The sequence below is a fragment of the Paenibacillus sp. Y859 genome (assembly GCF_056786405.1).
Genome location: NZ_JBXCIZ010000007.1, coordinates 20,702 through 40,284, shown reverse-complemented (window position 1 = coordinate 40,284; position 19,583 = coordinate 20,702). Strand labels below are relative to the sequence as shown.

Here is a 19,583-nt window from a genome sequence, read left to right as displayed (position 1 = left end):
ATTGTACCCGAATAGTTCATGATATTATATATTATAACTCTCAATTCACATCTATTCTGTGCAAGAAAGGGGCCCAACGGTAAGATACCGTTAGGCCCCATATATGTGTCTACCTTATTCTCTAAACCTGTTAAAGTAATTTTTCAATATCCTGGGTCATCGTTTCTGGCAATGTCTTCGGTTCGAAGCGTCCAACTACTTTCCCCTCACGGTTCACTAAGAATTTAGTAAAGTTCCATTGAATATGGGCATCTTCACCCTCACCTGGTTGTTGTTCTTTCAAGTACTGAAATAGTGGATGTGTTCCTTCACCATTGACGTCCACCTTAGCGAAGATTGGGAAAGTTACACCAAAGTTCACCTGACAAAAATCTGCTGCCTCTTCACTGGTTCCTGGTTCCTGAGTCCCGAACTGATTACATGGGAATCCTAGAATTTCCAACCCTTGTTCATGGTACTCTGTGTACAACTTTTCAAGATCTCCATACTGTGGCGTTAATCCACACTTACTAGCTGTATTAGCGATAATGAGAACTTTACCTTTATATCGCTCCAATGACACCTCTTTGTTCGCAGGAGTAACTGCTGAAAACTCGTAAACTGACATATTGGGTACCCTCGCTTTCGTGAAATGAACAAATTGAACTTTACCTATTCAATCTATCCTTTTCATCATATAGGAAAAAAGCCATATTCCCAAATGAATGAGTCATATGACTTACGAGAATATTAACGGGATGCTACCGCCGCTTCGATTTCTGCCTTCTTAACCTCTCTTTGTTCACGGGTAAGTTTAGGACACACGTAGCAATAGGTGCACTCACCAATCCGATACGCTTGACAACATGCAGGTCTAATCCAATATGGCTCAGATGGGTTATACGGGTTATCAATCTCTCTAAACTTCATCTCGAAGGGATTCCGTTTACGTTTAAAAGTCTCTGGTGACATCTCGTTTCTTATGTACAGATAATCCTCATCAATACGGAGTTGATCTACCTCATCTGTTACCATAGAATGCATCTTCTGTGTAAAACTCCACAACGTCAGAGGCAATTGCCCCCATAGCTGACCCAACGGAGCACTTCCTGCATTCGCCATACTCTCCATCAATGGAGTGACTGTAGTGCCATAGAATCTCTCTAATGTAAGGTTACGAAAGCGTTCATGCTGACCTGCATCAGGCACATATTCTGTAGCATCATTTAGTTGAAAGCAAATGTTGGCATATCCATTCCTCATCAGAATGTGAACCGTTAAATTCTCTATGGATAAATCGACTTGTCTACTACACAAGGAAACCATATATTGTTGGGCCATTGTCAATCCTCTAATCCAATTTGCAAAAAAGGTTGCAGCGGCATTTAAATCCTGCGCTTTAATTATATCTCCATAAGTTTCCAGGAAAAGACGAGCCACACTAGGATCCGTGAGCTCCACAGCAGACTTCGTGAGTACAACTTCAGGAGGAGCAATCGTTGTAATGTTTCCATGCTGCTCAAGTAATGTATAGTCGATCTGCAACACATTTATCCCCTCCTATTAGAGATACCTTACAAATCCAGTTCATTTAGTTACCTGAAGCTTTGCGAATGTCATTCGTGCGAAGATCATCCTTCAATATTTCTGTCTTTTGAAGAGTGGAACGGTTCATATGCTCAGCTCCCATCGACTGACCAACAAGTGCATATGGAAGACAAAGTGGAAGCCCTGAGCGTGGATCCACAACAATATCAGCTTCAATTCCGAATACCTCTCGCAATACATCTGCTGTCATGACCTCTACAGGCGAGCCAGATGCCACCGCTTTACCCTGCTTAATAGCAATCATATGATGGGCATATCGAGAAGCATGATTTAAATCATGCACAACCATCACTATCGTACGTTTGGCTGTACGGTTCAAATCCTCCAATAAGTGAAGTACTTCCAACTGGTGAGCCATATCTAGAAATGTTGTCGGTTCATCTAAAAATAATATATCCGTATCTTGAGCCAATGACATCGCAATCCATGCACGTTGACGTTGACCACCTGACAAGTGATCAATCGGACGATCATGAAATTCAGTCATCCCAGTCACTTCTATAGCCCATTGAACCATTTCCTTATCTTCTGGCTTAAGAGAACCGAACCCCTTCTGATATGGGAATCGACCAAAGGATATAAGTTCCGCTACGGTCAGACCCTCTGGAGCCGTTGGATTCTGCGGTAGAATAGCCATTTGCTTAGCAACTTCTCGTGTAGACTGTTTATGAATAGACTTACCATCTAGCAGAACACTTCCACCCTTAGGTTGCATGATCCGCGCCATGGCTTTAAGTATCGTTGATTTACCTGAGCCGTTGGCCCCGACAAGTGCTGTAATTTGCCCATCGGGAATTTGTATGTTCAAATCCTCTACAATGGTGCGATGCTCATATGCTATTTCCAATTGAACTGTATTTAGACGAAACAACTCTTCACCCTCTTCTTCCAAGGATATATCACTCAAAATATTTGATTCAAACATTTAACTTTCAATAACTATATGATATTGAGAATCATTATCGAAGTCAAGGTTTATTATATTAGTTACATACGAAGCGATAGATGACGATATATAATAAGTAAGACTACATCATTTGTATGGAATCATTCTCTCATCTTATTACAATACGGAGGAACTAACTTGGCAAATATTATCGTGGTTGATGATGCTTTATTTATGCGAATGATACTTAAGGAAATCATCTTGAATATGGGACACACTGTCATTGCAGAAGCAGAAGATGGATATGAAGCTATTCTGAAATATTCTGAACTGCGTCCAGACCTAGTCACAATGGATATCAACATGCCTAAAATGAGCGGGGTCTCGGCACTCAAGGAAATCATTAATATTGATCCAAAAGCTAATATCCTGATCTGCTCTGCGCTAGGTCAACAGTCAATGATTACCGAAGCCATACGGGCAGGTGCCAAAGACTTTATCGTCAAACCTATTGAGGAACAGCGTGTCATAGGAGCTATTCAAAAGATTCTTAACGGTTAAGAGCTTGTTCGAAAAGTTGACCTTTCAAACAAGCTCGTTATGTGAAATTCCTTATCTTTAAGCCGTAGCTGCTCCTCTAACACATCATGTGATGACGCGAAGTTTTCACCTCATCCAAGATGTCGTAGTAGTAAGCATTATCAACTTTGTCGTAACCATAAAGAAGAACACCAGTCGGTGCCCTCGATGAAAGAGTTCTTATGGTGGTGGAATTAGAATGGACACATCCATAGTTATGGGTGGCATATGAACCTTTAGCTTCATCCACCCCCTACTTTTGTTCTATTCTGAGGGGCTTCTACTTCCCTATAAATCATCAACACCAACACTACTCATTGGTACCTCTTGCCTCCTTCAATCACCAATACTACTCATAGCCACCTCCTGCCTTCTTCAATCACCAATAGTTGTATAAAGAACACTTAAATTGGGCCAAATTCCCCTGGGACTAACTTTAGTTGCATTAGTACATCTAGTTACTGAAGAATTAGCACTTTTCATCGTATCCCCCACTTTTAACTGTTGTTTATGCAACTATTTCTCCCTCCCTTACATTTCCTTCTGAATTAAGTGTACTGTAGGCATCTATTAGACAGTATGGTTAACTATGAAGGGATTGGACCATTGAAAAGTTATATATGCTGGGATGTAAAGTCAAAAAAAGGAGAGAGGGAATCGAATCCCTCTCTCCTTCAATTAGGTTGGTACCTATTTCTTACGCGAATAGCCTTTACTTCCGCCACCACTGGAGCTTCGGCTAGAAGAACGCCCCGCCGATGAACCGTAGCCCCCGCGTGCTGCTCCGCCACGCGTTTCACTGCCGCGTGCTGCTCCGCCACGCGTTTCACTGCCGCGTGCTGCGCCGCCACGCGTTTCACTACCGCGTGCTGCTCCGCCACGCGATTCACTACCGCGTGCTGCGCCGCCACGCGATTCACTACCGCGTGCTGCGCCGCCACGCGTTTCACTACCGCGTGCTGCGCCGCCACGCGTTTCACTACCGCGTGCCGCTCCGCCACGCGATTCACTACCGCGTGCTGCGCCGCCACGCGTTTCACTACCGCGTGCTGCTCCGCCACGCGATTCACTACCGCGTGCTGCGCCGCCACGCGTTTCACTACCGCGTGCTGCTCCGCCACGCGATTCACTACCGCGTGCTGCTCCGCCACGCGATTCACTACTGCGTGCTGCTCCGCCACGCGATTCGCTGCCGCGTGTTGCTCCGCCAATGCCCGCTCCGCCACTGCCGGCTTCGCCTCGTCGTCCAGTTCCACCGAGGGATTTGCCTCCGCGACCACCAGACTTACCGCGGGAACTAAGTTCGCCGTCGCGGCCACCTTTAGGTTTTTTCCCAGAGGAATTGAATGTGCTCATTTTCTTGAATTCAATCTTGCCATCATTATTCTCATAACGTAGCTTTTCAATATTATGATGAATTTCGAGCTCAATACGCTGAACTTCTGGCTTATCCTTAGGGTCCGCTAACGTAATAGCAAGCCCCTTATCTCCTGCTCGGCCTGTACGACCAATCCGGTGAATATAGCTATCAACATCATGAGGAATATCATAGTTAAATACATGTGAAATACCTTCAACATCCAATCCGCGTGCCGCTACATCTGTTGCAACTAGAATGTGTAACTTTGCCTCACGGAATTTACGCATCACGGATTCTCTTTTTGCTTGTGAAAGATCGCCATGAAGCTCGTCCGAATTATATCCTTTGTCTCGCAGTGCCGTATTCAGTATCTTCGCACGACGTTTCGTACGACAGAACACCAGCGCCAAATAAGGATTATATTCATTAATCATAGTGATCAACGCATCTTGCTTGTTGCGGTCAGAACACTCGATAACCACTTGACGAATATTCTCGAGCGGCACCAGTGAATTCTCACCTTTAATAATAATATCTTCGGCATCCGTCGTATAAGCGCCAGCAATTCTTTTGATTTCAGAAGGCATCGTTGCTGAGAACAGCATCGTTTGGCGGCGATATGGGAGTGCTTGGATCAGCGTCTCAACATCGTTCAAGAAACCCATATGGAGCATTTGATCCGCTTCATCCAATACTAGCATTTTCACTCCACCAAGATCCAACGTACCGCGTCCTAGATGGTCCAACAAACGTCCCGGCGTACCTATGATGAGATGGCGTCCGCCCTCAAGCTTACGTAGCTGTTTCTCAACATCTTGTCCTCCATAAACTGCAAGGATTTTAACTTCTGTATGCCTAGTTAGCTTCCGTGCTTCTTCCGTAATTTGCAGTGCCAACTCCCGTGTTGGAGCCACAATCAGAGCTTGTGGAAATTGACGATCCGGATCAATCTTCATCAATATTGGCAACAAGAATGCTAGTGTCTTTCCTGTTCCCGTACGAGCTCGAGCGATGACATCTCTTCCTGCTAGTAGCAACGGAATCGCTTCATGTTGTACTGGTGTTGGTTCTGTTATACCTTGATTCTGAATAAGCTTATCTAACTCTGCCGTAATGCCTAACTTTTGAAATTTGGGCAAACTCTTCACCTCGTTCTATTTATTTTTAAACGAACTCTTCTTACTGTTCTTTATAAGTTACAACATATACAGATCACTTTCACAATTAGAAACGGCTGTGACTTCCTTATGGAGGAAGTTCAAAAAGTCATCTTTTGATCCCGAAGTATAATAAGAGGCGTATTCGACACCTTCATCCAATCTTCTCGGTGCTGAAAACCTAACTCTTTGAACTCGAACCTATATTAAGAAGTTTATACTTCCGATGCTAGCGATACTTCGTATCACTTTTTATATTGAACTTAACCCCCATTGTAACACGCTAGCACTCAAGTAGAAACGGCTTTGCCGTCATTTAAGACGACAAGGCCGTTTTCAATTAAACTTGAACTATAATATGGCTAATCACCCAACAAGTATTAACCTAAAATCTCCCTGATTTGATTATTCCATACAGCAACCATAGAAACATAAATAAAGCAACGGTGAACCCAATCCCAATCACAGGAAATTGCCACAATATCGACGATTGATTATTCATAGCAGCACCGATAATGAGTCCAGCCATAATAATACTGAATGCAAGTAAAACGATACTTATAGATAGCCTATTACTAACTTGATCAAGCTTATGCATCAACGCTTGAAGTTCAGGCACACTAATCTCAAGCTTCAATTTGCCTTTACTAATAAGAGATGACAATTGGCGAGCTTGTCCAGGAAGATCCAATACCCCTTCAAGCAAACCGCCTAATCCCCCAAATAATTTCTTCCTTAAGTTCTCTGTACTAAAGCGTTCCTTCGCAAGTTTCCTCCCAAAAGGTTCCGCCATATCAATAATACTTAAAGATGGGTCCAAACTTTCTACAACACCCTCTAGCGTCAGTAATGCCTTTCCAAGAAGTGTAAGGTCTGGAGGTATGATTATCTGATGTTGTCTAGCTACGCCAAATAGATCATTTAACGCCTTCCCCATACTGATCTCCGCAAAAGGGATGTCATAATATGTTTCTTGCAATCGATCCAGGTCCGCTCGTAAAGCTGCTATCTCTCCCTCATCTGGAAATAAGCCCAGTTTGAGAATAGCACGAACCATACCCTCACTATTTTTACGCATCAATGCAATAATTAGAGCAGATAGATGCTCCTTCATCTCTGTACTTATCCGACCAACCATTCCGAAATCAATGAAGGCAATACTCCCATTCTTCCTAACTAAAATGTTACCTGGATGAGGATCACCATGAAAGAAACCCTCTATAAAAATCTGATGGAGCATTCCATTGGTAATACGTTCAGCGATCTCCTTCAGAACATAGCCTTTGTCTAGAAGTTCATCCTTATTCCTTACCATAATACCATCTATATATTCCATCGTAAGTACCCGCGAAGATGTAAGCTCCCAATAGATTTGAGGAATGTAGATATGGCGATCATTCTGGAATTGCAGTGCTATTTTCTCTGTATTTCGTGCTTCTTGACTGTAATCCAGCTCAGCCATCATAGACTTAGATAATTCCTGTACGATGCGGGTCAATTGATATTGCTTCGCCCATTCCCAGCGCTTCTCAATTACGATAGCTAGATCACTAATAATATCAAGATCCCGGCTAACCATTTTCACAACACCTGGGCGCTGTATTTTAATAGCTACGGCTTCTCCACTTCTAAGCTTGCCCAAATGAACTTGTCCAATGGAAGCAGCTGCAATCGCTGTATCCTCGAACCAAGAGAAGGCCTCATCAATCGTTGTATCTAATTCTTGACTAAGTATTCCCTTGGCCGTTTCTGATGAAAAAGAAGGAACCTGAGCTTGCAGCTTCACCAGCTCCTGAATGATCGGATCTGGAAGTAGGTCAGCTCGTGTACTTGCCAATTGACCCAACTTAATAAAGGTCGGCCCCAAATCCTCTAAAACATGCCGAATCCTCTCTCCTAGCGTCTTAGTCTCCAACGATTCATGTGTAATCCAGCGCCGTGGGAGCGTAAGGAATTGGAATAGTTCAATTTCCTCCACCATATAACCAAAACCATGGCGTATCAACGCCATGGCAATTTCTCGATAACGTCCGGTATGTCTAATACGTATAGCCATTATTCAGCCTTCGGTGATTCCAGCTCCGCAATTCGGTTCTCCAAGGCAGCAATCCGTTGCTCTAAACCAGCCACATCACTCTCTGTAGGTACATGAAGTTCTTTCAGAATACGGTCTACCTGCTCATGTATGACGTTTTTGATCTGACCTTGTTCTTCCTCTCCCCGTTCAATAAGTCGGTTCACCAACGCCTTCGACTCATCGGGTGCAAGTTCACCACGGGTTACAAGTTCTTCTACGATCTTCTCAACCTTCTCCTTGCTCACCACAGTTAGACCCAAACCTAAAGATATAGCTTTCTTAAATAGATCACTCATAACTTATTACCTCCCGATGGCTACTAACAGCCTTATTATACTCTGAAAAGACTTCCTACTATAAAGGATGTTCAAAAAATCAGCTTTTGATCACGACGTATACCAAGAAGTGTACTCGACATCGAAGATTGAATTCAGCCGGTCCTAGCGTATGCTTTCGAAGTATGTTTCCTCCGGAAACATTTCAGGTGCTCACGTAGGTACTGCCTACGCTCCGCTCCTCACTCCCTATCTTCATTCAATCTTCTCGGTGCTGAAAATCTAACTTTTTGAACTCTCACTAAAAATAAGGATGTTCAAAAAGTCAGATTGTGATCACGTTGTATAACAAGAAGCGTATTCGACATCGAATATTACCAAGAAGTGTACTCGGCCTTAACGAGAAGTCCACTCGGCTGCTTGAAGAATAAACTTCCGTAATTCAGGTTGTTTAAATGTAGGTTCATGGTGTCCAGGCATCAAGAATGTTACACGTCCTAGCCCGTAAGTAAGGCTCCATGCTGCTGGGTACCATTGGTCATCCATCTGATACTCTAATAGAATCTGCTTCTCCGTAAATGGATTGAATTCAAATTGATGAGGTTCTTCTTCTATTGTAAAAGGTTCTATTCCTTCTATAATTGTATGGTCATTTCCACTTGTGCGGAAAGTAAGAGATTGATATGGCGGGTGTCCGGTGAACTTCCCACCTATTAATTGAGCTAATTCGAAACGCCCATCAATAGATATGCCATTATGGATAACGAATAGACCTCCACCTTGACTAACATAAGACAGTAACCCAGCTGTTTGCTTAGGAGAGACTTTCTCATCCCATAGATCAATATAGGAAATGCAAAGATCGAATTGCTTAATATTGCTGTCCAATAACATATTCTTATTCTCACTGCATTGAACCGTCATCACATCGTTTAATATATGGCTAATCTGCGCATCCACCCCTTGTAGCGGATGAAACTTAGGATGTGTATAATCCCCAAGCAATAAACATTTTTTCGTTGTATTCATATTCATTTATTCCTCCTTAATTATTACCAGGAAAGTGATTGTCCCTTATAGTCCACAAAAACAGCACGCTCTCCTTTAAATTCATCATTTCTTAATAGAAGCTCCATAATATGCGATGCAGACTGAACTGGTGTTAATTCGCCTTGTTGATCGAGCTTCCCGTTCATATACGTCTGCACCCAGCCCAGATGAATGACATGCACCTGCCCACCTACATCCCTGATTCCATTATGGATCAATTGAGATTGCATATTCAATGCCGACTTGGACATGCAATAGGCAAACCAGCTATTCCGTTTAACATAACCAACTGAAGCGTATCTGGATATTGCTCCTTCAGTTTATCTAGGCATTTCATTTCTCCGAGATATTTACCTGCAAATACGTGCATCCCACGCTCCAACAATTCCCTAACCAGACTTAGACCTACACCTCTGTCTGCTCCAGTTACACACACCGTTGTTACCATTCTCGTTACCCTACTTAATCTAAATTAAGATGACTAAGCGGCTGTGCAGCGAAGTAACGTCCCAGTGCTACCATCATACTACCCATACGCTCTTCTTCCGGAATGACAACACGTTCAATTCCTTCGTCCAGTAGCGCTTGAGCTGTAACCTTACCTACGGCCACGGCCACAACAGGTCCTTCGAACGCCTTCCGCATTGCGGTCATTCCATCATGTTCACGAGCATACGCCATTAAGAAATGAAACTGTGGTGCACTAGTGAAGGTCACAGCATCCACATTGGCCTGCACAATATCTTCAAAGAGTTGCTCTAATTGACGTTCTTCTGGTGGCACATGACGATATGGTAATAATGATGTCGTTGTTGCTCCCTGCTCTTCTAGCCACTTCGTAAGCTTTGGTGCGGATTCACCGTGTAGCTGTAGAATGACACTAGCCCCTTCAAGATGATGCGGTTTAAATGAACGAATCAGGCCTGCACTACTTCCATCATCATCTCTAACCGTAATCATTAGATCGCGTTTTTTCAAAGCATTCGCCGTCTTGTAACCACGAGCAGCTATGGATGATTTCGATAGTATTTCAAGAAACTCGTCTGCTACTCCCATATTCTCTGCCATATTAAATAGTGCTTCGAGACCTGTCCCCGTCGTGAAGATAACCCACTGCGGTGGATGCTCTATCCATGAAGTGATTCCCTCGCGAAGCTTCTCATCATCCAGATATACCGTTCCTTGCGCAGGACGAAGAAGCGATGATCCTCCCATGTTCTCCACTAATTTCGCCATTTCAGAAACTTTACGAGAAGCAGCTATGGCAATAACTTTGCCCTGCATATTCTGAGCCATTTATATTGTCTCCTTATCATCTCTAGTGAAAGTTACATTGTTCTATACGTCGCTACATGATTACCGATACACCATTATGTGTTTAATTATACCATCTTTATCCTCGCGTGTTTATTATTTCATAGAAAGACACTCTAGGATAAATTATGACAAATTTCTAATTGAGTTAATACACCAAAAAGAAAAAAGCGCTCCTTTTGAATTGGTTGCGAATGCTTCCATTTACCAAAGAGAACGTTTTTTTATGTTGTTTTCAATCAACAACTTAAGAGCGCACTCCGATAATTAATCGGGGGCGCTCTTGAGTTGTTCTGTATAGACTTTCGTTCGATCTATTTACATGACGGGTGACCCGTCATGTTTATTCTATCGTTTATTTAGGATCTATGATCAGAATCCACTGGAACATCCCCATCATGATTCGGGGTCATGTCCGTATCTTTCTTCTTACCTTTTCCACGCAGAAATTTAAATAATCCACCGATAGCAACTACTACTATAATCCCAAACTTCTTGAGAAATACGACAAGCATAGCAATTAATCCTGCCTTCTTCGCCACGACTAATCCAGCTCCACCCACAATGAGTCCGCTAAGTCCCATTTCAGCCAATTTATCAGTCGACTTATCATAGTCTGCGTAACCCTGACCTGAATTCACCGAAAAGTTGGATAATACGATATTCTCAAATGACTTACGATCCTCAGCCAAGTGTTCAGGATCCGATACGAGGACAGCAGAGATATAGCCTTCTCTCGTCAATATACGAACATTGTAATTGATAATTGTCTCATTATTATTATCATGAGCAAGAAGTGACCATTTCAAACTATGTAGATTGTCATCATAGGTCGGTGGAACGTCCCAACGATCTACGAATAAGTGGTTTGCTTCTTCTTTTTCCTTATTGGCTTCTTTCGTTCCGTCCTTATAACTTTGGAGCAATGCATCCGCGTCGATATCGTTCTTCTCGTCATCAGCAATATGGCCAACATCATCATAATCAAAGAACACGGCCCATGTTTCATTCTCATCCAATGGAAAAACAGATCCAATCTCCTTGTAACTTGGGACTCCACCGTAGGATAGCTCATTAGCCACCGTATCATCTTTGTCTAGAAATATCAGACCCGGCTGTAATGTAAGTGTTGCTATCGTGCCAAGTTCTACTTCTTGCCCTGTGCCCTCTACCCAATTAATTTCTGTACTTTCCGCATGAACTACACTTGTAACACTCATCATGACGCTTAATACCATCATGAAAGCCAATGCCATGTTAAAGCCTGTTCGAACTGCCGTTCTAAATCTTCCATCTCTACGATTTCTCACCAATAATCTCCCCTAGTTATTATTTACCAACAGTAACTAAATATCGGTGAGAATAACCTAATATTGAATAGATTTGAAATATTTCCTCCTTAAGACCTATGAAAAGGGGGACTTTCTATGCCATCACAACTTGCTTGTACCCTAACCTCTCTCTATCGAGTAGCGAATAATCATAAAGGGGGCCTTCGTACATTATTTCAAAAGCTGGATGACATAGAAAGTCGTTAGGCGTTACTAGTGTTGACGGTCGCTCCCATAGATGAAGCCCTATATTTCTAAGTATTTCGGCCACGAATTGTGAGCAGAAATAGGCATTCTTCGCCTCTAAGTTACGATTCATCAGTACACCTATTAATCCAATGAGATTATATCGATATGCTTGCTTCTCCTTCTGAAAGGCCCGAACAATTCGAATCGCATCAATATATTGCTCCTTCGACACCTGTAATCGGAGCAGTGCACAGCGAGTACTAGGAAAGTGACGGAAGGTTCCCTCATAGACATCCTCTTCGACAAAGCCTCCAGCCCAAGGATTGTTTGGACGCTTGCGTCCGAAGCTGAACAACTCTTTCAGTTCTAAGTCCAGTGCGAAAGATGCATGATTATAAGGAGCTGCTGTAAATTTCTTAATCAACGTTGTGAACATGGTACCGGTATCGGTCAACAATACATATACGCTACTCTCCGCATGTTTATCCTCTATATTTCTGATTATTCTGTCCACCTCATCGTAGTCATTCTTCATTTATCCAGTGTATCAAAAGGATATCTTAGATATAACTGTCCGAGGTCTAGCTCGATACTGGACTTTAGTCTCAGGACAATACAGAAAGCCCTTGTAACGATACGCTTTCATGTATCATTACAAGGGCCTTTAAATTGATATATTATATTTGGACTCGCACTTTACGCTAGTATTTGCTCAACTCGCGTAAGCACATCTTCCGATAATGTAATACCCGAAGCTTTCACATTCTGCACTACTTGCTCGGGGCGACTTGCCCCAACCAAGGCGCTAGATACGTTATCCTGACGAAGTATCCAAGCGAGCGCTAACTGGCCGACTTGTATACCTAGTTCCTTCGCTATGATCTCAAGTTGTTGAACTTTGGCAATCCGTACATCACTGATCTTATCCTCATTCCATCCAAGCTTAGCAGCACGACTATTCTCTGGAATGTTACCTGCAGAACTATATTTTCCCGTCAATAAGCCTTGTGCTAATGGTGAGTATACGACTTGTCCGATACCCTTCTTCTCACCGAGTGGAATAATCTCCTTCTCGATCTCGCGCTCGAACATATTGTAAAGGGGTTGATTCACAACGATACGGTCTAGCAAATAACGGTCAGCTACAGCAAGTGCTGCTTCCATCTGCGCCGCCGTCCATTGACTCACACCAACATAAAGCACTTTACCTTGACGCACTAAGTCATCTAGTGCACGTAATGTTTCTTCTATTGGAGTCTCTGGATGAAAGCGGTGACAATAATAGATATCAATATAATCTGTATCTAGACGCTTCAGACTCGCATGACATTGCTCCATAATATGTTTACGGGATAACCCTGAATCATTAGGTCCATCTCCCATAGTACCAAATACTTTCGTAGCCAATACATATGATTCTCGAGGATATGCCTTAAGCGTTGGGCCTAGTAACTGTTCCGCCGCTCCACGTTCATATACATTAGCCGTATCGAAGAAGTTGACCCCTGCATCATATGCTGCTTGAATCGCCTTAACGGCATTCTCTTGTTCCACATATCCACCGTAAGTTAACCAACTGCCCAGACTGATCTCACTGACCTTCAATCCGCTTGCTCCAAGTCTCCGGTATTTCATGATCGTCTTATCCTCCTCTAAACATATGTTATAGTCGTTCTGTGGTACAACCTTATTGTAAACATTCCGCATGTGCTTTGGAAGGTATACTCAAAATCAAAGAGATAAGTCGAATCTCAATTGCTCCACCTTTACTGATGCTGGATACACGTGATTCAAATCTAGAAACACTATCTTCACAAAACTCAACTTTCCTTATATTTTTAATAACAGTAATAATTAACCAATATTAAGGCACACTAATTCCCAAACACTACATCATTTGGAGGGGCCTAATGTGAATAACCCAACACCATCTACACAACAATTACCTCAATATCCTGAGTCTCTATGGAGAGTCTCAACAGAAGTGCCCAGTTTCCCCCGATTAAATGAAGATATCACCGTGGATGTAGCGATTGTAGGAGCTGGGATTGCAGGGATCACTACAGCCTATTTGTTATCTAAAGAAGGATTCAAAGTCGCTGTATTGGATGCAGGCCAAATATTACAAGGTACTACTGGACATACGACTGCTAAAGTTACTGCGCAGCACGGCTTGATTTATGACGAATTAATACAACATCTCGGAGAAGCTCAAGCCTCCAAATACTATCAGGCTAACCATGATGCCCTCGAATGGATTGCACGGACTGTGAAGGAGCTTAATATAGACTGTGAATGGCAACAGGAGGATGCCTATTTATATGCGGAAAGTAGTCAGGCGATTGCCAAGCTTAAGAAAGAGTTTAAAGCATATGAGAAACTAGGTATTCCTGGTCAGTGGAAAGATAATGTACCTGTCCCGCTTCATATAAAGGGAGCGATTCAACTACCCGGACAAGCCCAGTTCCATCCTTTAGCTTATTTAAAAGCTTTAGTGGATGCTATTATCAAAGCAGGTGGAGTTATTTATGAGAACACAACCGTGAGTAAACGGTTAGAAGGGGAACGTCCCTTCACTCTCTCAACCCTTCACGGAGATCACAACATTACTTGTCAACATATCGTCTCAGCCTCCCACTTTCCATTCAGTGATGGGGGCGGACTCTTCTTCTCACGTCTGCATGCGGAACGATCTTATGTGATTGCTATGAAACCACAGACACCTTTTGCAGGCGGGATGTATATCAGCGTCGATGAGCCAACGCGTTCTGTCAGATCCGCCTCATGGAATGGAGAACAACTCGTTCTCGTTGGCGGAGAAAGCCATAAGACTGGACAGGGGATTTGCACCTACCGCCATTATGAGAATTTAGAGGAGTTCGGCGCAAAGTTGTTAGGGAATCAAGGAATCCCTTTCCGTTGGTCTACGCAAGACTTGGTCACACTCGATAAAGTACCCTATATTGGTCAGATCACATCGAAAGATGAGGGTATTTATGTAGCAACTGGGTTTGCTAAGTGGGGAATGACAACCAGCGCCGTAGCCGCTAGGATCATTACTGATCAAATTCTAGGAAAGGATAACCGCTTTTCTGATCTTTTCACCCCTTCACGCTTCAACGCTAATCCTAGTGTTAAGAATCTCGTCGTTCAGAATGCCAATGTGGCCAAAGAAATGCTAACGGGTAAGATAGGTATTGTCTTCACTAAAGTAGATGAACTCGAGAATGATACTGGCTCTGTCGTTACGCATGATGGAAAAAGAGCTGGCGCCTACCGCGACTCCGAAGGCCTACTGCATCTCGTAGACACCACATGCACACATATGGGCTGCGAAGTAGAATGGAACGAAGGCGAACGCACCTGGGATTGTCCTTGCCACGGTTCTAGATTCGGCTATGATGGAAATGTATTAGAGGGTCCAGCGCAAGAAGCACTGAAGAAGTTGGATTAGAACATATTATTCAGATTTGCACAACTCGCTTAAGGTATGCCATGTAGTTTATAAATGACAAACCCGCTCAATTTCCCGTATGATAACCTGTCTAACGGGTTATTCTAAGTATGTCGTAGCAACAATAAGGTTGGAAAGGGAGGGCATCCTATTGGAACATCAAACAGAAGATCAAGTTCGAAATAAAGAAAACAAAGACGGAGATTCTCTTGCGGAAAGAAAGAAAATGGAGAATGGCGTTGATATTGAACCGCAAGCAGATGATTGGGTCGCCAAACCTGTAGCCTATAGCGAAACGGAATCAAAAAAGGACTAAAATGTGAATTTACAAAGAGAAACGGCTGTGCATACCTAAGGAAAAGTATGCACAGCCGTTTCTTTGAAAATCACCCATAGCATAGGGATCTTTTACTGTTTCAATAACTTATCGTCTATTGACTAAGCTCCTCTTGACGCTCAATCTCTGTGTACTTCCCAGGCCAGAAAGCGACGCGTCCACACAGCTTAGTGATCGCGGGAACTAAGAATGGGCGCACAATGAATGTATCTAGAAGTACCCCTATAGCCGTGACGATTCCAAACTGTACTAATGCTTGAATCGGTAATGATGCTAACACTGCAAATGTACCCGCTAAAATGATACCTGCAGAAGTAATAACAGAACTGGTCTCGCCTACCCCTTCTTTAATCGCTTGCTTCAGAGGCAAATGTCTGCTCTTCTTCCAGATGCTTGAAATCATAAAGATATTATAATCCTCACCCAGAGCTACCAGAAATACAAAAGAGTAAAGAGGGATTGCGCCTTGTATGGCATCCGCGCCAAGACCATAGTGAATAATAATCCAACCTAAGCCTAACGCTGAGAAATAGGATAGAATGACCGTTCCCACCAAATAGATGGTTGCTACAATAGAGCGCAAGTAGACCAATAGTAATAAGCTAATTAGTCCAATCACGACAGGTATAACCACTCGCGTATCTCGGTCAGTCATTACTTTAGTATCGTACTGTGTAGCGGTCTGTCCACTAATCCACACTTGATCTACAGGAGCATCGATACCTGAATCCTTCAGAGCTTGCTCTGCTACTATACGTAAATCTGGAATGTGATTCATAGCTTCTGAGGAGTATGGGTTCATACTCAACTCTATATCATAACCAACGATGTTTGGATTCTGCGCTCCTCGTGCTGATTCAGACACGACAGCTACGTATGGAAGTGCAACTAACTTTTCACCTAGGTTATCTTCCTTCCCCTCCGTATCCACCATGATTTTCACTGGAGCTAGCTCACCTGGTGTAAACTTGTCACCTATTAAATCAAAGCCTTCTCTTGAAGCCATATCTTTCGGAAAAGTAGACATAAGATCATACGTCGTTCTTACTTGAGTTGAAAAGGTAGCCAATCCTCCGAGCAGTACAACAGTAACGATTACAACCGTCCAAGGCTTGCTGACAACCAGCCGACCTATTCGGCTATCATGATCAGCCTTACGGATAGGTATTGGTTGACCTTTCTTGCGAGCACGTTCCACCTCCATTTCTGAAGTACGTGGAATGAATGGATAGAATGAGGTGCGTCCTAAGATAGCAAGTAATGCAGGTACTAATGTTAGACTCGCTACACCCATAATTAGAATAGAGACACTGAATGGTATAGCGAAGCGGTGGTAAGCGCCATACTCAGCCAGAAGAAGAGCAAACAAAGCAAGAACGACCGTAAACCCACTCATAGCAATGGCTCCTGAGGCATCCGTGATGGACTTCAACAATGCCTTCCCCTTGCTCTCTTCATGCTTTAGCACTTGGCGGAAGCGCGAGATAAGGAATAGACAATAATCCGTTCCTGCACCGAATAGCAGTACGGTCATGATCGATATCGCTTGTGAATCTACAACAATCCAGCCTTTACTTGCCATGAACCCAAGGATAGGACTAGTCAGACCGTAAGCAAACCCAACAGCAATCAATGGAATCAATGCAAGGACAGGAGAACGATATATAAGAAGTAGGAAGAATAGCACTAGAATGACCGTCCCCAACATGAGCTTAAAGTCAGCATTCTTGAACAATCCTACTGCATCAATTGAAATACCGACAGGACCTGTGACCCGAGCCCTTAGTTGACTCCCTTCATCTTGACTTACAGCGAATGGATCACTTCCCATTTCATCCGTCGCCTGCGCCTTGATCTGTTCCACTCCTTCCTTTAATTGATCACTTTCCACCCCTTTACTGAACAAAACCGGTGTAACTAGGGTGCTCTGATCTTCGGAAAGAAGTGTCTTCAATGCAGGCAGTGGCATCTTATCAAAAGGTGGAACACTATCTTGATACGGCAATGGGGTGGATCCCCATAATGCATATAGATGTTGCACCTTTACGATATCCTCGTCTGTCATACCTCCTTCACGATGCCATACGAGAAGAGCTGGTATTCCAGATCCGCCTGGGAATTCCCGATTTGCTATTTCCTCTGCTTGAACAGAGGCAACATGTTCCTTCAAATTAGGAGAGTTGTTAATCTCCTCACTACCGACACTAGGCCATGCAATGGTAAGTACTCCTACGACCATAATCCAGACCAAGAGTGTAACCCACTTACTTCGTTTGCCCGTAACCCATCTACCGTATCCTAAATGCTGTTTCATGTATGATCCTCCTTGAATCCTTTTTTTAAAAAGTATGTAATGTATGACGGTTCCCTGTATAATCGATATAATTATATATACCGGTTGGTTAATTATCAATCTAATTTTGTGGAGGGTGTCGTATACATGATGAATGCACCAAAGACCAAACGCTCACCAGGTCGGCCAAAACTTAAAGAAGACGATTCACCTATAGATCAGATGATTCTACGTACCGCTTCCAGACTATTCATGGATTACGGTTATGAGGCGGTCTCCCTGCAGCAGATTTCCAAAGCATGTGGTGTAACGAAGGCTTCCATTTATTATTACTTTGAGAATAAAGCCCAATTATTCACGGCATCTGTTGCCGCCATGATGATACAAGCAAGGATTCAGACGCAACGCATTATGGAACAGGATGCTCCACTCATGGACAGATTACGTCATTTAGCTGAAGCGAAATTAGCCAATCCTCACGGAGAATTTGGAACCATTATGCATGAAGCTCGGTCTTCACTATCACCAGAACAACTTCAAGAAATAATGTCCTCTGAGGAAGCTATTCACGGCGTACTTATTTCCAGCTTCCAACAAGCGATGGATCGTGGAGAAATCCGCACGGGCAATACCCCATTTCTTGCCTATACCTTCTCCTCACTACTGATGCTGGGAAATCGTGAAGCAACGGAAGACTATAACCATTCCTATGCTAATTTAGCCCAAGAAATTATTGATTTATTCTGGAATGGCGTTGCAGCTAAATAACACAATCATTCATCCACGTTTCCTATACTGGTAATTTCCCCCTTGAATATTCACTCAATAGGCACCTTAAGAGTAGGCGCGCATATGTTATATAAGCCTAATCTTAAGGGAGAGAATGCGTAGATGTTATCATATCATGATCAAGTTCGAGCAACAGCAGACGCACAGCTGATTCGATATCTCCTGACGTCACTGAATGGAGAATATAGTTCTATTACCTGCTACGAGAAGTTAGCTGCATGTTCACCAACCGAGGAAATTAGGAAGAGAATTCTGGAGATACGTCAAGATGAGATCAAACACTTTCAACAATTTGCGCATCTTTACACATGCTTAACGGGTTGTATACCTGCACCCAAGTTAACCGAAGTTTGTGCATCCGAATTTAGAGCAGGTGTGAAAGCTTCGTTTAAGGACGAACAGAACACCGTCGATTATTACCTTAAGATATCTGACCAAGTACGAGATCCGTACGTGAAAGAACTATTCAGACGTACGGCTGCGGATGAACAGAATCATGCTGTCTGGTTTTTGTCTTTTCTATGCTAACAAGCCTGATCAATTTCACCACGTCATAAACATTACACAAGAAAAATGCCTTTTGGCGTCTTTGGTCAAGAAGCTTATGTGGTGGATTAGTAGTAATGAACTATGGGCTGTATCCCCTTCTCTTGTTCTACTTTCTAGGCTTTACTATCACCATTCCCTCCGTTCACCTGCAGAACGTACAGCTAATGACTCACAAACTCTCCCTTTTCGCTGTTCTTCCATTTTGAATTATAGCACTTATTTCTCGCCCCCCCATTCTGCTAATTTTAGTGTTGTTTAGACTCATATTCGCCGACGGTAGATTTCTAACGGAAGCCACAGACCTTATTCTACGAAAAAACACCACAATGAAATTTTAACGGAAATACAGGCCTCTA

The 19,583-nt window shown here is 43.1% G+C and carries 19 protein-coding genes; 5 read left to right on the top strand and 14 right to left on the bottom strand.

Going from position 1 to position 19,583, the window contains the following annotated elements; all coding sequences use genetic code 11:
• Positions 1 to 130: 130 nt before the first annotated feature.
• The 3 genes from AC1TO8_RS15390 to AC1TO8_RS15380 all read right to left on the bottom strand — a co-directional run bounded on the left by AC1TO8_RS15390 (position 131) and on the right by AC1TO8_RS15380 (position 2,458).
• A complete protein-coding gene (locus AC1TO8_RS15390; RefSeq protein WP_482056511.1) occupies positions 131 to 607 on the bottom strand; it encodes a glutathione peroxidase in 477 nt (158 codons plus the stop codon).
• A 122-nt stretch (positions 608 to 729) separates the two neighbouring features.
• Positions 730 to 1,527, bottom strand: a complete 798-nt coding sequence (locus tag AC1TO8_RS15385; RefSeq protein ID WP_482056510.1) for a hypothetical protein — start codon at positions 1,525 to 1,527, stop codon at positions 730 to 732.
• Between the two features lie 43 nt (positions 1,528 to 1,570).
• Complete coding sequence (locus tag AC1TO8_RS15380) at positions 1,571 to 2,458, bottom strand: ABC transporter ATP-binding protein (protein WP_482056655.1); 888 nt, start codon at positions 2,456 to 2,458, stop codon at positions 1,571 to 1,573.
• 213 nt (positions 2,459 to 2,671) lie between these two features.
• Here AC1TO8_RS15380 and AC1TO8_RS15375 point away from each other — a divergent pair, with 213 nt between their 5' ends.
• On the top strand, positions 2,672 to 3,034 hold the full coding sequence (locus AC1TO8_RS15375; protein ID WP_482056509.1) for a response regulator: 363 nt from the start codon (positions 2,672 to 2,674) through the stop codon (positions 3,032 to 3,034).
• A gap of 708 nt (positions 3,035 to 3,742) precedes the next feature.
• On the opposite strand, the gene AC1TO8_RS15370 is transcribed toward AC1TO8_RS15375, so the two are convergent.
• The 10 genes from AC1TO8_RS15370 to AC1TO8_RS15325 form a co-directional block, all read right to left on the bottom strand.
• Entirely contained in the window at positions 3,743 to 5,551 is a 1,809-nt protein-coding gene (locus tag AC1TO8_RS15370) for a DEAD/DEAH box helicase (RefSeq protein WP_482056508.1), read from the bottom strand.
• 403 nt (positions 5,552 to 5,954) lie between these two features.
• Positions 5,955 to 7,625, bottom strand: coding sequence for an ABC1 kinase family protein (locus AC1TO8_RS15365; protein ID WP_482056507.1), 1,671 nt, complete (start codon positions 7,623 to 7,625; stop codon positions 5,955 to 5,957).
• Positions 7,625 to 7,942 (bottom strand): phasin family protein, encoded by a 318-nt coding sequence (locus tag AC1TO8_RS15360; protein ID WP_482056506.1) that lies wholly within the window; start codon positions 7,940 to 7,942, stop codon positions 7,625 to 7,627. Before AC1TO8_RS15360 ends, AC1TO8_RS15365 begins: the two co-directional genes overlap by 1 nt.
• A 375-nt stretch (positions 7,943 to 8,317) precedes the next feature.
• On the bottom strand, positions 8,318 to 8,950 hold the full coding sequence (locus AC1TO8_RS15355) for a ThuA domain-containing protein (RefSeq protein ID WP_482056505.1): 633 nt from the start codon (positions 8,948 to 8,950) through the stop codon (positions 8,318 to 8,320).
• A gap of 23 nt (positions 8,951 to 8,973) precedes the next feature.
• Complete coding sequence (locus AC1TO8_RS15350; RefSeq protein WP_482056504.1) at positions 8,974 to 9,207, bottom strand: hypothetical protein; 234 nt, start codon at positions 9,205 to 9,207, stop codon at positions 8,974 to 8,976.
• Positions 9,204 to 9,419: a hypothetical protein gene (locus AC1TO8_RS15345; protein WP_482056503.1), complete on the bottom strand. Its 216-nt coding sequence runs from the start codon at positions 9,417 to 9,419 to the stop codon at positions 9,204 to 9,206. The genes AC1TO8_RS15350 and AC1TO8_RS15345 overlap by 4 nt, the downstream gene beginning before the upstream one ends.
• A 14-nt stretch (positions 9,420 to 9,433) precedes the next feature.
• Positions 9,434 to 10,267 carry a uroporphyrinogen-III synthase gene (locus AC1TO8_RS15340; protein ID WP_482056502.1) on the bottom strand — a complete coding sequence of 278 codons (834 nt, stop codon included), beginning with the start codon at positions 10,265 to 10,267 and terminating at the stop codon, positions 9,434 to 9,436.
• 377 nt (positions 10,268 to 10,644) lie between these two features.
• Positions 10,645 to 11,595, bottom strand: a complete 951-nt coding sequence (locus AC1TO8_RS15335) for a DUF2167 domain-containing protein (RefSeq protein ID WP_482056501.1) — start codon at positions 11,593 to 11,595, stop codon at positions 10,645 to 10,647.
• 115 nt (positions 11,596 to 11,710) lie between these two features.
• Entirely contained in the window at positions 11,711 to 12,319 is a 609-nt protein-coding gene (locus AC1TO8_RS15330; RefSeq protein ID WP_482056500.1) for a hypothetical protein, read from the bottom strand.
• 182 nt (positions 12,320 to 12,501) lie between these two features.
• Positions 12,502 to 13,440 carry an aldo/keto reductase family protein gene (locus AC1TO8_RS15325; protein ID WP_482056499.1) on the bottom strand — a complete coding sequence of 313 codons (939 nt, stop codon included), beginning with the start codon at positions 13,438 to 13,440 and terminating at the stop codon, positions 12,502 to 12,504.
• A gap of 277 nt (positions 13,441 to 13,717) precedes the next feature.
• Between AC1TO8_RS15325 and AC1TO8_RS15320 the strand changes: the two genes are divergently transcribed.
• Both AC1TO8_RS15320 and AC1TO8_RS15315 read left to right on the top strand, forming a co-directional pair.
• A complete protein-coding gene (locus AC1TO8_RS15320; RefSeq protein WP_482056498.1) occupies positions 13,718 to 15,259 on the top strand; it encodes an FAD-dependent oxidoreductase in 1,542 nt (513 codons plus the stop codon).
• Between the two features lie 151 nt (positions 15,260 to 15,410).
• Complete coding sequence (locus tag AC1TO8_RS15315) at positions 15,411 to 15,575, top strand: hypothetical protein (protein ID WP_482056497.1); 165 nt, start codon at positions 15,411 to 15,413, stop codon at positions 15,573 to 15,575.
• Positions 15,576 to 15,690: 115 nt separating this feature from the next.
• Here the strand turns inward: AC1TO8_RS15315 and AC1TO8_RS15310 are convergent, their stop codons facing one another.
• Complete coding sequence (locus tag AC1TO8_RS15310) at positions 15,691 to 17,910, bottom strand: MMPL family transporter (protein ID WP_482056496.1); 2,220 nt, start codon at positions 17,908 to 17,910, stop codon at positions 15,691 to 15,693.
• Between the two features lie 126 nt (positions 17,911 to 18,036).
• Between AC1TO8_RS15310 and AC1TO8_RS15305 the strand changes: the two genes are divergently transcribed.
• Both AC1TO8_RS15305 and AC1TO8_RS15300 read left to right on the top strand, forming a co-directional pair.
• Complete coding sequence (locus AC1TO8_RS15305) at positions 18,037 to 18,657, top strand: TetR/AcrR family transcriptional regulator (RefSeq protein ID WP_482056495.1); 621 nt, start codon at positions 18,037 to 18,039, stop codon at positions 18,655 to 18,657.
• A 123-nt stretch (positions 18,658 to 18,780) separates the two neighbouring features.
• Positions 18,781 to 19,206, top strand: coding sequence for a ferritin-like domain-containing protein (locus tag AC1TO8_RS15300; protein WP_482056494.1), 426 nt, complete (start codon positions 18,781 to 18,783; stop codon positions 19,204 to 19,206).
• The last annotated feature ends 377 nt before the right edge of the window (positions 19,207 to 19,583 follow it).